The 14,561-nt window shown below is 70.9% G+C and carries 14 protein-coding genes and 1 tRNA gene; 6 read left to right on the top strand and 9 right to left on the bottom strand.

All coding sequences use genetic code 11. The features are described 5' to 3' along the window. Positions 1-153: 153 nt before the first annotated feature. The 3 genes from argH to STRTU_RS29320 all read right to left on the bottom strand — a co-directional run bounded on the left by argH (position 154) and on the right by STRTU_RS29320 (position 3,373). Positions 154-1,596: an argininosuccinate lyase gene (gene argH, locus STRTU_RS29330; protein WP_159747786.1), complete on the bottom strand. Its 1,443-nt coding sequence runs from the start codon at positions 1,594-1,596 to the stop codon at positions 154-156. An 88-nt stretch (positions 1,597-1,684) separates the two neighbouring features. Then, complete coding sequence (locus tag STRTU_RS29325) at positions 1,685-2,878, bottom strand: argininosuccinate synthase (RefSeq protein WP_159747784.1); 1,194 nt, start codon at positions 2,876-2,878, stop codon at positions 1,685-1,687. Between the two features lie 117 nt (positions 2,879-2,995). Continuing rightward, complete coding sequence (locus tag STRTU_RS29320) at positions 2,996-3,373, bottom strand: DUF488 domain-containing protein (protein WP_159747782.1); 378 nt, start codon at positions 3,371-3,373, stop codon at positions 2,996-2,998. Positions 3,374-3,515: 142 nt separating this feature from the next. On the opposite strand from STRTU_RS29320, the gene STRTU_RS29315 reads away from it, so the two are divergent. Beyond that, positions 3,516-3,589: transfer RNA gene (locus STRTU_RS29315), tRNA-Pro, on the top strand. Positions 3,590-4,016: 427 nt separating this feature from the next. Here the strand turns inward: STRTU_RS29315 and STRTU_RS29310 are convergent. From STRTU_RS29310 to argC, 6 genes are all read right to left on the bottom strand, one after another. After that, a complete protein-coding gene (locus STRTU_RS29310; protein ID WP_159747780.1) occupies positions 4,017-5,102 on the bottom strand; it encodes a mechanosensitive ion channel family protein in 1,086 nt (361 codons plus the stop codon). Between the two features lie 262 nt (positions 5,103-5,364). Next, positions 5,365-5,907: an arginine repressor gene (locus tag STRTU_RS29305; protein ID WP_159747778.1), complete on the bottom strand. Its 543-nt coding sequence runs from the start codon at positions 5,905-5,907 to the stop codon at positions 5,365-5,367. Between the two features lie 8 nt (positions 5,908-5,915). After that, positions 5,916-7,151: an acetylornithine transaminase gene (locus STRTU_RS29300; RefSeq protein WP_159747776.1), complete on the bottom strand. Its 1,236-nt coding sequence runs from the start codon at positions 7,149-7,151 to the stop codon at positions 5,916-5,918. Beyond that, positions 7,148-8,077, bottom strand: coding sequence for an acetylglutamate kinase (argB, locus tag STRTU_RS29295; protein WP_159747774.1), 930 nt, complete (start codon positions 8,075-8,077; stop codon positions 7,148-7,150). The genes STRTU_RS29300 and argB overlap by 4 nt, the downstream gene beginning before the upstream one ends. A gap of 31 nt (positions 8,078-8,108) precedes the next feature. Continuing rightward, on the bottom strand, positions 8,109-9,263 hold the full coding sequence (gene argJ, locus STRTU_RS29290) for a bifunctional glutamate N-acetyltransferase/amino-acid acetyltransferase ArgJ (protein ID WP_159747772.1): 1,155 nt from the start codon (positions 9,261-9,263) through the stop codon (positions 8,109-8,111). A gap of 64 nt (positions 9,264-9,327) precedes the next feature. Further along, the gene (argC, locus tag STRTU_RS29285) at positions 9,328-10,356 is read right to left on the bottom strand and encodes an N-acetyl-gamma-glutamyl-phosphate reductase (protein WP_159747770.1); all 1,029 of its coding nucleotides are present in this window, start codon (positions 10,354-10,356) and stop codon (positions 9,328-9,330) included. 246 nt (positions 10,357-10,602) lie between these two features. On the opposite strand from argC, the gene STRTU_RS29280 reads away from it, so the two are divergent. The 5 genes from STRTU_RS29280 to STRTU_RS29260 all read left to right on the top strand — a co-directional run bounded on the left by STRTU_RS29280 (position 10,603) and on the right by STRTU_RS29260 (position 14,526). Beyond that, the gene (locus STRTU_RS29280; protein ID WP_159747768.1) at positions 10,603-11,238 is read left to right on the top strand and encodes a DUF4232 domain-containing protein; all 636 of its coding nucleotides are present in this window, start codon (positions 10,603-10,605) and stop codon (positions 11,236-11,238) included. Positions 11,239-11,403: 165 nt separating this feature from the next. Beyond that, positions 11,404-11,850 carry a TIGR03618 family F420-dependent PPOX class oxidoreductase gene (locus STRTU_RS29275; RefSeq protein WP_159747766.1) on the top strand — a complete coding sequence of 149 codons (447 nt, stop codon included), beginning with the start codon at positions 11,404-11,406 and terminating at the stop codon, positions 11,848-11,850. Between the two features lie 109 nt (positions 11,851-11,959). Continuing rightward, positions 11,960-13,048: a class I SAM-dependent methyltransferase gene (locus STRTU_RS29270; protein ID WP_159747764.1), complete on the top strand. Its 1,089-nt coding sequence runs from the start codon at positions 11,960-11,962 to the stop codon at positions 13,046-13,048. An 85-nt stretch (positions 13,049-13,133) separates the two neighbouring features. Further along, a complete protein-coding gene (locus tag STRTU_RS29265) occupies positions 13,134-13,883 on the top strand; it encodes a helix-turn-helix transcriptional regulator (protein ID WP_159747762.1) in 750 nt (249 codons plus the stop codon). Positions 13,884-14,049: 166 nt separating this feature from the next. Further along, on the top strand, positions 14,050-14,526 hold the full coding sequence (locus tag STRTU_RS29260; protein ID WP_159747760.1) for a YybH family protein: 477 nt from the start codon (positions 14,050-14,052) through the stop codon (positions 14,524-14,526). The last annotated feature ends 35 nt before the right edge of the window (positions 14,527-14,561 follow it).

Here is a 14,561-nt window from a genome sequence, read left to right as displayed (position 1 = left end):
ACAGTAGCCGAATGAGACGTGAATGTCTCATCCGGCTGTCTGCCCTCTCACCGCCCGCATACGACGGCGGCCCGCCCCGGATCTCCTCCCGGGGGCGGGCCGCCGTCGTATGCGCCTGCTCGTCTACGTCCGCGCGTATATGTCCGTACGGGCCTACGTCAGCTCGGTGGCCTTCTTGGCCGTCGCCCACTCCTGCTGAGCGACCAGGTCGGCGCGTACCTCGGCGAGCTGGACCGCCACCGCCGAGGGGGCGGTGCCGCCGCGGCCGCTGCGCGAGGCGAGCGCGCCGGGGACGTTGAGGACGCCGCGGACCTCCGGGGTCAGATGCGGCGAGATCTTCGCGAACTGCTCATCGGTGAGCTGGTCCAGCTCGATGCCGTGCGCCTCGCACTCCTTGACGCACTCCCCCGCGACCTCGTGCGCCACCCGGAACGGCACGCCCTGCTTGACCAGCCATTCCGCGATATCGGTGGCCAGCGAGAAACCGGCCGGGGCCAGCTCCTCCATGCGCTCGCGGTGGACGGTCAGGGTGGCCATCATCCCGGTGAACGCCGGGAGCAGCACCTCCAGTTGGTCGCAGGAGTCGAAGACCGGCTCCTTGTCCTCCTGGAGGTCGCGGTTGTACGCCAGCGGAAGCGCCTTGAGGGTGGCCAGCAGCCCGGTCAGATTGCCGATGAGGCGGCCCGACTTGCCCCGCGCCAGTTCGGCGATGTCCGGGTTCTTCTTCTGCGGCATGATCGACGAGCCGGTCGAGAAGGCGTCGTGCAGCGTGACGAAGGAGAATTCCTTCGTGTTCCAGAGGATGACCTCCTCGGCGATCCGGGAGAGGTTCACCCCGATCATCGCCGTGATGAAGGCGAACTCGGCGACGAAGTCACGGGAGGCCGTGCCGTCGATGGAGTTGCCGGCCGAGCCGTGCTCGAAGCCGAGGTCGGCGGCGACCGCCTCCGGGTCGAGGCCGAGCGAGGAGCCGGCCAGCGCGCCCGAGCCGTACGGGGAGACGGCGGTACGGTCGTCCCACTGCCGCAGCCGCTCCGCGTCCCGGGACAGCGACTGCACATGCGCCAGGACGTGGTGGGCGAAGAGCACCGGCTGGGCGTGCTGGAGGTGGGTGCGGCCCGGCATCGCCACGTCCGGGTGGGTCTCGGCGAGGCCCACCAGCGCCTCCTGGAGGTCGGCGATCAGCCCGCCGATGATCCGGGCGTGGTCCCGCAGATACATCCGGAAGAGCGTGGCGACCTGGTCGTTACGGGACCGGCCGGCCCGCAGCTTGCCGCCGAGGTCCGGGCCGAGCCGCTCCAGCAGCCCGCGCTCCAGGGCGGTGTGTACGTCCTCGTCGGCGATGGTGCCGGTGAACGAGCCGTCGGCGACATCCGCGGCGAGCTGATCGAGCCCGGCGAGCATCCGGGTCAGCTCGTCCTCGGTGAGCAGACCCGCCTTGTGGAGCACCCGGGCGTGCGCACGGGAGCCCGCGATGTCGTACGGGGCCAGCCGCCAGTCGAAGTGGACGGACGCCGACAGCTGGGCCAGCGCCTCGGCCGGTCCGTCGGCGAACCGGCCGCCCCAGAGCCGGACGTCACCGCTGTTGCTGCTCACTGCTGCTCCTCAAGGCTGCGGGTGGATCTGCCGCCGCCTCCCCACCACGAGGGCAGGGAGGCGGCCACGTACGTGGTAACGAGTCGGCTCAGGCCAGGTCGCGCTTGGCCGCGATCTTGCTCGACATGCCGAAGAGCTCGATGAAGCCCTTCGAGAGCGACTGGTCGAAGGTGTCGCCGGTGTCGTACGTCGCGAGGTTGAAGTCGTACAGCGACTGGTCGGACTTCCGGCCGGTGACGACCGCGCGGCCGCCGTGCAGGGTCATCCGGATGTCGCCGGACACGGCCTGGTTCGCCTCGTTGATGAAGCCGTCCAGCGCCCGCTTGAGCGGCGAGAACCACAGACCGTCGTAGACCAGCTCGCCCCAGCGCTGCTCGACCTGCCGCTTGTAGCGGGCCAGTTCGCGCTCGACGGTGACGTTCTCCAGCTCCTGGTGCGCGGTGATCAGCGCGATGGCGCCGGGCGCCTCGTACACCTCACGGGACTTGATGCCGACCAGCCGGTCCTCGACCATGTCGATCCGGCCGATGCCCTGGGCGCCGGCCCGCTCGTTGAGCTGCTGGATGGCCTGCAGGACGGTGACGGGCTTGCCGTCGATGGCGACCGGGACACCCTCCTTGAAGGAGATGATCACCTCGTCGGCCTCCCGGGGGGTGGCCGGGTTCTCGGTGTACTCGTAGACGTCCTCGATCGGCCCGTTCCAGATGTCCTCCAGGAAGCCGGTCTCGACGGCCCGCCCGAAGACGTTCTGGTCGATCGAGTACGGCGACTTCTTGGTGGTCGCGATCGGGAGGTTCTTCTCCTCGCAGAACGCGATCGCCTTGTCCCGGGTCATCGCGTAGTCACGGACCGGGGCGATGCAGGTCAGGTCGGGGGCGAGGGAGGAGATACCGGCCTCGAAGCGGACCTGGTCGTTGCCCTTGCCGGTGCAGCCGTGGGCGACGGTGCTGGCGCCGTGCTTCTTGGCGGCGGCCACCAGGTGCTTGACGATGGTCGGCCGGGAGAGGGCCGAGACCAGCGGGTAGCGGTCCATGTAGAGGGCATTGGCCTTGATCGCCGGGAGGCAGTACTCGTCGGCGAACTCGTCCTTGGCGTCCGCGACCTCGGCCTCGACCGCGCCGCAGGCAAGCGCACGCTTGCGGATGACGTCCAGGTCCTCGCCGCCCTGGCCGACATCCACGGCAACGGCGATGACCTCGGCGCCCGTCTCCTCGGCGATCCAGCCGATACAGACAGAGGTGTCCAGGCCGCCCGAGTAGGCGAGTACGACGCGCTCGGTCACGGGTTTCTCCTTACGGTGCATTCACTGACGGGTATAAGTATGCACTCCACCGTATGTTTCGTCAACGCATCGACGAATACGCAGGTCAGCGGCAGGCCATCGGCGTGGCGCGGGGCCTCAGAACCCCTCCTGAAGCACCTCGACCAGGACATTCACATGACTCACCGACACATCTTTCGTGGCGGTCAGAAGCGTCAGCGGCCCCTGCGCGGCACGCTCCCGCAGCCCCTCCAGCAGCGGCTGCACCGCCTCCCGCGCCAGCTCCTCCCGGTAGCGCTCGGCGAACGCGTCAAACCGTGGCTCCTCGTGACGGAACCAGCGCCGCAGCTCCGTCGACGGCGCCACGTCCTTGCACCACTCGGTGAGCCGCGCATCCGCCTTGGACAGCCCGCGCGGCCACAGCCGGTCAACCAGCACCCGCGCCCCGTCCCCCGGCTCCGGCGGCTCGTAAACCCTGCGCACCCGGAGGTCACCCTTGGCCGACATTTCACCCATAACCTCATCGAACCATGACAGCCGGAGCCTCGCCTGGAGCCGTGGAGCACCCTTGCGAGCACCCGCTTTGGATTCATGGCCCCGGACAGGGTATTTTTCTTCTGCACGCCCCGACCGGGACTTCTCCGGTCGGCACGAGCACCGGGACGTGGCGCAGCTTGGTAGCGCACTTGACTGGGGGTCAAGGGGTCGCAGGTTCAAATCCTGTCGTCCCGACGGTGCAGTAAGGGCTTAGGCCCAGGTGAAGGGCCCTGTTTCACTTCGGTGAGACAGGGCCCTTGATCGTTCCTACGGTGGTTGTGTCACCTCTGGTCACGGCTCTTATGGATCACCCAAGCGGCGAACAGTCCGCCGAGCCGGCCCGAGCCGGTCCGAGCCGGCCCCGTCGGGCAGGGGGCAGCGCCTGCCCCTGTCAGAGGCGACTGGCGAACGAGGTGCCGGTGAAGCAACCTGAGGGGGAGTGACGCGGCCTCAAGGGTTGCGGCCAAGTGGTGTGCGTGGCTTGGCACGAGGCGGAGGAGTAGCGGAGGAGTAACCGCCGACGGTCAGCTCTCCCCCCGCCGACCCGCTGTAGCCCCCCGTACCGGCGCCGGCCCCGCGGCTGCCGCAGCCCGCAGGTTTTGCCGGCGCCGGCCGGGACGTCCTACGGCACCGGCGGTACCGGAGCCGACAGATCGCGCTGGTGGGGTATCACGATCTCCTCCGGCTTCTGGAGGGCGACGGTGCGGGCCGGGGAGGGGATGCGGATGCCCTCGTCGCGGTAGCGCTGGTGGAGGCGCTTGATGAACTCGTGCTTGATGCGGTACTGGTCGCTGAACTCGCCGACGCCGAGGATCACCGTGAAGCCGATCCGGGAGTCGCCGAAGGTGTGGAAGCGGACGGCCGCTTCGTGGTCGGGGTCGCCGCCGTTGACGTCCTTCATCACGCTGTCGATGACCTCGGTGGTGACCCGCTCGACCTGGTCGAGGTCGCTGTCGTAGGCGACGCCCACCTGCAGCAGGATCGTCAACTTCTGTTCCGGGCGGGTGAAGTTGGTCATGTTGGTGCCGGCCAGCTGGGTGTTGGGGATGATCACCAGGTTGTTGGAGAGCTGGCGCACCACGGTGTTACGCCAGTTGACGTCGACGACATAGCCCTCCTCGCCGCTGCTGAGGCGGATGTAGTCACCGGGCTGCACGGTCTTCGAGGCGAGGATGTGCACACCTGCGAAGAGGTTGGCCAGGGTGTCCTGGAGGGCCAGGGCGACGGCGAGGCCGCCCACGCCCAGGGCGGTGAGCAGGGGGGCTATGGAGATGCCCAGGGTCTGGAGGACCACCAGGAAGCCCATCGCCAGGACGATGATGCGGGTGATGTTGGCGAAAATTGTGGCTGATCCCGCTACCCCGGAACGGGACTGCGCCAGCGCCTTCACCACCCCGGTGATCACCCGGGCCGCGGTGAGCGTGACGACCAGGATGAGCAGCACCATCAGCGTCCGGTTGACGGTGTGTCCGACCGGCGCCGTCAGCGGCAGTGCCGCGGCCGCCGCCGCCAGGCCGCCCGTGAGGGCCGCCCAGGGCACCACGGCCCGCAGGGCGTCGACGAGGATGTCGTCCCCGCTCCACCGGGTCCTGAGGGCGTGTTTGCCCAGCCAGCGCAGGGCGACCCGGAGCAGCAGTCCGGCCACGACGCCGGCGGCGAGCGCGGCGCCGGCCACGATCAGGTCGTGCAGTGTCACCACGCGGTTCACCGGCCGGCTCCTCCTGCGACCGGGAGGAGCGGACGTGCTATGAGCCGGATGTGATGTCTCGTCACCATGCCACCTGCTTGTCTCTAGGGCTGTGAAGGCGCCGGGACATCGGTGGACGTCCCGGCGCGAACTGCCATCCTGCCGTATGCGGTTCGGCGGGGAGAGAGTGGCTCGGGTGGCCGCTCCGCACAACCGCCGTCCGGGGGCGGGGCGAGGCGCTCCGGGGGTGACGAGAGGCCCTGGGGAGCGCGTGCGGAGGGGGTCAGTGCGCCTTTTGCGCCAGGCGCAGGAGGTGGTCGGCGAGGGCCTGGCCGCCCGCCGGGTCGCGGCTGATGAGCATCAGGGTGTCGTCGCCGGCGATGGTGCCCAGGATGTCGTGGAGTTCGGCCTGGTCGATGGCCGATGCCAGGAACTGGGCGGCGCCCGGTGGGGTGCGCAGGACCACGAGGTTGGCGGACGCCTCGGCGGAGATGAGGAGTTCGCCGGAGAGGCGGCGCATCCGCTCCTCCTTGGCGGACTCCCCCAGCGGTGCCCGTGGCTTGCGGTCGCCGCCTTCGCTGGGCACCGCGTAGATCAGCTCGCCGCCGGTGTTGCGGATCTTCACCGCGCCCAGTTCGTCCAGATCGCGGGAGAGCGTCGCCTGGGTGACGGACAGGCCGTCGTCGGCGAGCAGCTTGGCGAGCTGGCTCTGGGAGCGGACCGGCAGCCGGTTGAGGATGTCCACGATCCGGCGGTGGCGGGCGGTGCGGGTCTGCGGAACGGCCTGGCCGCCGTTCTGCAGCTCGTTGTCCTGCGGCTCGGTCATCGTTGTCGTCAGTCTCCGGCTCGTCGTTCCCCGTCGGCCCCTTGGCGGGCCGTGTTGAGGACGGCGGGCAGCTTCCGGAGGAACTCCTCCGCTTCCTCGTCCGTGAGGATCAGCGGCGGGGCGAGCCGGATGACGTCCGGCGCGACCGCGTTCACCAGGAGGCCCGCGTCCTGAGCCGCCTGCTGCACCTGCGGCGCGAGCGACTCCGTCAAGACGATACCCAGGAGCAGCCCCGCACCGCGGACCTGGCTGACCAACGGGTGTTCCAGGGCCTCGGTCCCGGTGCGCAGCCGTTCGCCGACGCGTTTGACGTTCTCCAGGAGGCCGTCCGCCTCGATGGTGTCCAGGACGGCGAGGGCGGCGGCGCAGACGACCGGGTTGCCGCTGAACGTCGAGCCGTGCGCACCGGGCGTGAGCAGGTCGGCGGCGCGGCCGAAGGCCAGTGTCGCGCCGATCGGCAGTCCTCCGCCGAGGCCCTTGGCGAGGGTGACGATGTCCGCCTCGATGCCCTGGGCCTGCGATTCCAGCCAGTTTCCGGTCCGGCCGATGCCGGTCTGGATCTCGTCGAGGACGAGCAGGGTGCCGGTAGCCGCGGTGATCTCGCGGGCGGCCCGGAGGTAGCCGGGCGGCGGGACGATGACGCCGTTCTCGCCCTGGACGGGCTCCAGGATGACGAAGGCGGTGTCGGTGGTGACGGCGGCGCGCAGGGCCTCCACGTCCCCGTACGGGACGTAGTCGACGTCGCCGGGCAGCGGGGCGAACGGGGCCTGCTTGGCGGGCTGGCCGGTGAGCGCGAGGGCGCCCATGGTCCGGCCGTGGAAGCCGCCGGCGGTGGAGACGACATGGGTGCGCCCGGTCAGCCGGCCGATCTTGAAGGCGGCCTCGTTGGCCTCGGCGCCGGAGTTGGAGAAGTAGACCCGGCCGGGGCGTCCGGCCAGGGCGAGCAGCCGCTCGGCGAGGGCGACGGTGGGCTCGGCGACGAAGAAGTTCGAGACATGGCCGAGGGTGGCGACCTGGTCGGAGACCGCGCGGACCACCGCCGGGTGGGCGTGCCCGAGGGCGTTGACCGCGATGCCGCCGAGGAAGTCGAGGTAGGCGTTGCCGTCGGCGTCCCATACGGTGGCGCCCTCGCCGCGGACCAGCGGGACGCGCGGGGTGCCGAAGTTGTGCATCATGGCGCCCTGCCAGCGCCCGGTGAGGCCCTCGTTGGTCGCCGGGCCGTGGGTGTGTGCCGCGTCGCTCATGTCGCCCCCTCGATCGTGTTCGCGTCCGGCACGACCATCGTGCCGATTCCTTCGTCGGTGAAGATCTCCAGCAGGATCGAGTGCTGGACCCGACCGTCGAGGACCCGGGCGGTGTGCACTCCGTTACGGACGGCGTGCAGACAGCCCCGCATCTTGGGGACCATGCCGCTGGCCAGGTCGGGCAGCAGCGTCTCCAGTTCGGTGGCGGTGAGGCGGGAGATCACCTCGTCGCTGTTGGGCCAGTCCTCGTAGAGGCCCTCGACGTCGGTGAGCACCATCAGCGTCTCGGCGCCGAGGGCGGCGGCCAGGGCGGCCGCCGCGGTGTCGGCGTTGACGTTGAAGATGCCGGAGGCCCCGGAGGCGGCGTCCTCCTCGTCGCTGCTGCGGGCGATGGAGGAGATGACCGGGATCCGGCCGTCGTCCAGCAGCGCCTGCACCGCGCCGGGGTCGATGGCGGTGATCTCGCCGACCCGGCCGATGTCCACCCGCTCGCCGTCGACCTGCGCGAAGTGCTTGGTCGCGGCCATCAGATGGGCGTCCTCGCCGGTCATGCCGACGGCGAGCGGGCCGTGCTCGTTGAGCAGTCCGACCAGTTCGCGCTGCACCTGGCCGGCCAGCACCATCCGTACGACGTTCATCGCCTCGGGTGTGGTGACCCGCAGCCCGGCCTTGAACTCCGACTCCAGGCCGAGCAGATCCAGCTGGGCGCTGATCTGCGGGCCGCCGCCGTGCACCACGACGGGGCGCAGTCCGGCGTGCCGCAGGAAGACCACGTCCTGGGCGAAGGCGCGCTTGAGCTCCTCGTCGACCATGGCGTTGCCGCCGAACTTGATGACGACGGTCTTGCCGTGGTGGCGGGTCAGCCAGGGCAGCGCCTCGATGAGGGTGCGCGCCTTGGGCAGCGCCGTGTGCTTGCGGGCACTCATGCCCCGGCCTCGCTTTCCGCTGCTTGCCTGCTCATGACGAATACGCGCTGTTCTCGTGGACGTAGTCGGCGGTGAGGTCGTTGGCCCAGATGACCGCGGACTCGGTGCCGGCGGCGAGGTCGGCGGTGATACGGACCTCCCGGTAGCGCATGTCGACCAGCTCGCGGTCCTCCCCCACGGAGCCGTTCTTGCAGACCCAGATGCCGTTGATGGCGACGTTCAGCTGGTCGGGCTCGAAGACGGCGGAGGTGGTGCCGATGGCGGAGAGCACCCGGCCCCAGTTGGGGTCCTCGCCGTGCAGGGCGCACTTGAGGAGGTTGTTACGGGCGATGGAGCGGCCGACCTCGACCGCGTCGTCCTCGCTCGCCGCGCCCACGACCTCGATCCGGATGTCCTTGCTGGCGCCCTCGGCGTCCCCGATCAGCTGCCGGGCGAGGTCGTCGCAGACCGCGCGGACCGCCTCGGCGAACTCGTCGGCGGCAGGTGTGACGCCGGAGGCGCCGGAGGCGAGCAGCAGCACCGTGTCGTTGGTCGACATGCAGCCGTCGGAGTCGATCCGGTCGAAGGTGGTACGGGTCGCCGCCCGCAGCGCCGTGTCGAGTGCGGCGGCCGGCAGATCGGCGTCCGTGGTCAGCACGACGAGCATGGTGGCCAGGCCCGGGGCGAGCATGCCGGCGCCCTTGGCCATCCCGCCGACGGTCCACCCGTCCCGGGTGACCACGGCGGTCTTGTGCACGCTGTCGGTGGTCTTGATGGCGATGGCGGCCTTCTCGCCGCCGTGCTCGGTCAGCTGGGCGACCGCCGTGTCGATGCCGGGCAGCAGCTTGTCCATCGGGAGCCGCAGGCCGATCAGCCCGGTGGAGGCGACCGCCACCTCACCGGCGCTGTGTCCGTCGAGCGCCTCGGCGGCCTTCTCCGCGGTGGCGTGGGTGTCCTGGAAGCCGAGCGGGCCCGTACAGGCGTTGGCGCCACCGGAGTTGAGGACGACGGCGGAGACCGTACCGCCCTTGAGGACCTGCTCCGACCAGACGACCGGTGCCGCCTTGACGCGGTTGGAGGTGAAGACACCGGCGGCGGCGCGTCGGGGCCCGTTGTTCACCACGAGGGCGAGGTCCGGGCCGCCGCCCTCCTTGATCCCGGCGGCGATGCCCGCCGCCGTGAATCCCTGTGCTGCCGTCACGCTCACTGCTCGTCCTCCGTCGCTTCTCCGGCCCCGCCGGTCACGCCTTGCTGTCCCGTCCCGGTCCGGGTCACGGCGCGACCCCGACCTTCGGGAGCCCGGTCTCCTCGGGGAGGCCCAGGGCGATGTTCATGCTCTGCACCGCGCCGCCCGCGGTCCCCTTGGTGAGGTTGTCGACGGCGCTGATCGCGATGATCCGGCCGGCCGCCGCGTCAAGGGTCACCTGGATCTGGGCGGTGTTGGAGCCGTACACGGCGGCGGTCGACGGCCACTGGCCCTCCGGCAGCAGCCGCAGGAACGGCTCATCGGCCAGCGCCTTCTCGTACGCGGCCCGTACGGCGGCGGCGTCCACCCCGGGCTTCGCCTTCGCCGAGCAGGTGGCGAGGATGCCGCGCGACATGGGGGCCAGGGTCGGGGTGAAGGAGACGCTGACGCGCTCGCCGGCCACCGCGCTCAGGTTCTGGATCATCTCGGGGGTGTGCCGGTGGCCGCCGCCGACGCCGTACGGGCTCATCGAGCCCATGACCTCGGAGCCCAGCAGATGCGGCTTGAGGGCCTTGCCCGCGCCGGAGGTGCCGGTGGCCGCGACGATCACGGCCTCGGGCTCGGCGAGCCGGTCCGCGTACGCGGGGAACAGGGCGAGCGAGACGGCGGTGGGGTAGCAGCCCGGGACCGCGATACGCCGGGTCCCCTGGAGCGCGGCGCGGCCCCCGGGCAGCTCCGGGAGGCCGTACGGCCAGGTGCCCGCGTGGGCCGAGCCGTAGAACGCCTCCCAGTCCGTGGCGTCGCTCAGCCGGAAGTCGGCGCCGCAGTCCACGACGAGGACCTCGGGCCCCAGCTCCTCGGCGACCGCGGCGGACTGGCCGTGCGGCAGCGCGAGAAACACGACATCGTGCCCGGCCAGCGCCTCGGTGGTGGTCGGCTGGAGTACCCGGTCGGCCAGCGGCGCCAGCTGCGGCTGCAGCGCACCCAGGCGCTGCCCGGCGTTGGAGTGCCCGGTCAGCGCGCCGATCTCCACCTCCGGATGTCCCAGAAGCAGGCGCAGCACTTCACCCCCGGCGTACCCACTCGCACCGGCCACTGCTGCTCGTACCGTCATGGACCCTCCTCCTCGATGGCATGACTATACGGAATACAGCAGTTTTATGCAATGACCGGGGTGCGGGGCGAGGGCCTTTTCGCAGGCGACTGAGCGTTTGAGCGGGTGGCGTCACCCGTTGGCGCGGTGCGTTTGCGGAACGTCAGTGAGGCGTTTCCAGAACGTCAGCGGCCCCGGGAAAAGTGGTGTCCACACCGCGGGAACGGCCAAGAAGACTCCCGCACGAGATGCAGGGGGAACCCGATCATGCGTACTTCCCGGATTCGTACCGCCGCCCTGGCCGCCGTCACCGCCGCGCTGGCGCTGGGCCTGACCGCCTGCGGTGGCGCCGACGCGGACTCGAAGGCGGCGGGCGGCTCGGCGCAGGTCAACAGCGGCGGTGACGCCAAGGGCGGTGCGCGCTCGACGAACGCCTCGGGCGGGACGGACGAGGCCGCGGGCGACGGCACCACGGCCGGTGCCGAGCAGTGCCGCGGCGACGAGATGCTGCTCACCGCGGAGCACCGGTTCGCCGGGCAGCAGGGCGAGCACCTGCTGGTCACCGCGTCCAACAAGGGCAGCAAGCCGTGCTGGGTCACCTCGTACCCGACCGTGAAGCTCGGCGACGTCGACAGCACCGCGCTGCCGCACTCCAAGAAGGACCCCTCGGGCGGCGACAAGCACATCACGCTCCAGCCCGGCGGCAAGGTATACAGCGCGGTGAACCTCTTCGACTACGGCTCGAAGAACCACACGGCACAGTCGTTCTCCCTCGCCCTGCGCGGCGCCGACGGTCACGACGGCCCGTCCTACTCCGTCGCCATCAAGGGCGACAAGCCGCAGTTCAGCTGGAACGAGGCCGACGTGCTGAACTGGAACACCAAGAAGCCGTACGACTTCTGACGGACCGTCGGGCATTGAGGGGCACCGGCTTCCGGCAGGTCTGCGGCCGGAAGCCAGGGGCCAATGCGGCCGGAAGCCGGGAGCCAGGGAAGGGCTCGGCTTCGCTCGTCGGGATGCACGGCTCCCGCGAACCGCCTTATTGATCATGGTTGGTAGCCTCGCGGGATGACTGTGACACTCAGCGAAGCCGTCCGCGCCCGGCTGCAAGCCCCCAACATCTGGTACGTCGGCACCGTGTTCGCCGACGGAGCACCGCAGGTCAGCCCGATGTGGGTGGATCTGGAGGGAGACGGGGAGCTGATGTTCAACACCTCGGTGGGGCGGGTGAAGGAGGAGAACCTGCGCCGCGATCCCCGGGTCTACCTCTCGCACGCGGATGCCACCGATCCCTTCGACCGTGTACAGATCAGTGGTGAGGTGGCCCGCTTCATCGAAGGCGACGAGGCGCATGAGCGGATGGACCGGCTCGCCCGCAAATACCTGGGCAGCGAACGCTTTGAGTGGCTCATGCCGGGTGAGCAGCGGGTCGCGGTGATCGTGCGGCCGGTCAAGGTGCGGCACATCGTCGGGGTGGAGCGGTTCCGGCCGGGCGGGCCCGTCCCCGCCTCCTGACGGCCGGCCCCGTCGTGACCCTCGCCGCCGCCGGGCGTATACGGGGAATCCCGTATGGCGCGCGGGGTTGCCGGGCTGGTGCAGTGGGGTGGACGAGGAGGTGGGAGACATGGCGGCATCCGCCGGTGGCGGCCCGGGGGCGGCTCTGGACCAGGAGCGGGTGCAGGAGTTCCTGGACAGAGTGATCACCGACAGCGGTGCCGCGGTCGCCGGTCTGTGCACCTCGCTCGGCGACCGGCTCGGGCTGTACGCGGCCATGGCGGATGCCGGTCCGCTCACCTCGGCCCAGCTCGCCGCCCGCACCGGGCTGGTCGAGCGCTACGTCCGGGAGTGGCTGGCCGCCCAGGTCGCCGGGGAGTACGTCACCTACGCACCCGACACCGACACCTACCTGCTGCCCGCCGAGCACGCCGCGGTGCTGGCGGACCCGGAACTGCCCACGTACGCGGCGGGCTTCTTCACCGCGATGCAGGCGCTCTACGCCACCGAGGACGCGCTCATCGAGGCGTTTCGCACCGGCGAGGGCGTCGGCTGGGAGGAACACGGCCCGGCGCTGTTCGCCGGTACCGCCAAGTTCTTCCGGCCCGGCTACGCGGCCTCGCTGGTCCCGGAGTGGCTGAGCGCGATGGCCGACGTGCGGGAGAAGCTGGAGCGCGGTGCGCAGGTTGCGGACGTGGGGTGCGGCTACGGCTACTCCACGACGCTGATGGCGCGGGCCTTCCCCCGGTCGCACTTCCACGGCTTCGACTTCCACCGCCCGTCCATCGAGGCGGCCCGTGGCATCGCGGACGAGGAGGGGCTGGCCGACCGGGTCAGCTTCGAGGTCGCCACCGCCCAGGACTTCCCGGGCGAGGACTTCGACCTGATCACGTTCTTCGACTGTCTGCACGACACCGGCGATCCGGGCGGTGCGCTGCACCACGCCGAGCAGGCGCTGGCCTACGGCGGGACCTGCATGGTCGTCGAGCCGAACGCCTCGGAGAAGGTCCAGGAAAACGCGAACCCCATCGGCCGGGCGGTGACCGCCTCCTCGGTCGCCGTCTGTCTGCCGTCCGCGCTGGCCCAGCACGGTCCGCAGGCACTGGGAAACCACGCGGGTGAGGAGGTCATGCGGGAGATCGCCGACGAGGCCGGACTCCACCATTGGCGACTCGCCGCAGAGAGCCCCCTCAACCGCGTCTATGCCGTCGGGCGTTAGCGCCTGACGCGCCCGGCCGGTCTTCCCCCGGCCGGCCGGGTGGCCCCCGTTTGACGGGCCTTGGCCCCCTCGGCACGCTGGAGATATGAGCGCGGCCGCGGAGGCCGGCCTGCGACGCATTCTCGCCGTCGTGGACCTCTTGATCGATGCCGTCGATGAGGAAACCCTTGTTCCGGCACTGCTTCCGCTGCTGCTCGGCGCCGTTCCCGGCGACAGCATCGTCTGGTCCCCGCGCGCCGGCACCGCGGAGCGGCCGCTCACCCTGCCCGCCGGGCTGCTGACCCCGGACATCCAGGCGGCGTTCGCCCGGCATGCGGCGGCGGACTCCCTCGTCACCCACACCACCCTCGGCCCCGGCACCCCGATGCGGCGCTCCACACTCCAGACCCGCGCCGAGTTCCATGCCCTCGCCGCCTACGCCGAGGTCTACCGGCCGTTCGGTGCCGAGCAGCAGCTGGCGATGTCGTTCCCCGCGGGCTACGCCGCCGGCCGGCCGCGGAAGGTCTGTGTGGCGATCAGCCGCGACGGCAGCGACTTCTCCGACGACGACGTGGCGGCCGCCGCCCTGCTGCGCACCCGGCTCAGCCGGGTACTCCACCGGCTCGCCCCGCCGGTCCCCCCGCCCTCCCCCGTCACCCACCGCGAGTCGGCCGTACTGGCCCTGCTCGCCCGGGGGTTGACGAACCAGCAGATCGCCCACCGGCTGGCGATCAGCCCACGCACCGTCGACAAGCACCTGGAGCACGCCTACGCCAAGCTGCGGGTGAACGGCCGGGTCGAGGCGGCGAACGCCTGGCTGACGCGGGGGCGGACGGCGGTGCGGCTCGGTCCGTAGGGGTTCTGCAGGGGTCCCGTAGGGGTTCCTGGCAGCTCTCCGGGGCCGCGGGCCACCGTCCCGGGGGCGCGCGAGGCTCCCGCCGATGAGTTTGCGTGCCCGCCGGGGTCTACCCGTTGGACAGAGATTCCGCGCGCCGCGGCGCCGTCCTACGGGAGGACCCCTCATGACCATCGACACGACCACCGACACGACCACCGGCATCGACCGCACGACGGACGAGGCACTGATCCGGGAGCTGCTGGAGGACCGGGCGGCGGCGACCAAGGAGCGGGACGCCCGGCGGTTCCTGGCGCCCTGTGCGCCGGACCTCGTGGACTTCAGTCTCGCCCCGCCGTTGCAGTACAAGGGGCCCGAGGCGCTCGACCGGCAAGCCGTCGAGGACTGGTACGCGACCTGGGACGGGCCGATCGAGGTGACGCTGACCCAGCTCGACCTCACGGTCGGCGACGAGGTCGCGTTCGGCCACAGCATCAACCGGATGCACGGGACGAAGACCGACGGCTTCGAGGTGGAGCTGTGGAGCCGGTCCACCGTCGGCCTGCGCAAGGTCGACGGCAGCTGGCGGATCACCCACACCCATGACTCGGTGCCGTTCCTGATGGACGGGTCGGGGCTGGCCGCTCTGGATCTGAAGCCGTAGGGGCCGCCCGCGAGGCCCCGCCGTGTGCGGCCGCC

It is taken from the genome of Streptomyces tubercidicus (assembly GCF_027497495.1).
Lineage (GTDB): Bacteria > Actinomycetota > Actinomycetes > Streptomycetales > Streptomycetaceae > Streptomyces > Streptomyces tubercidicus.
The sequence above is the reverse complement of the archived record's forward strand: the minus strand, read 5'-3'. Positions and strand labels throughout refer to the sequence as shown.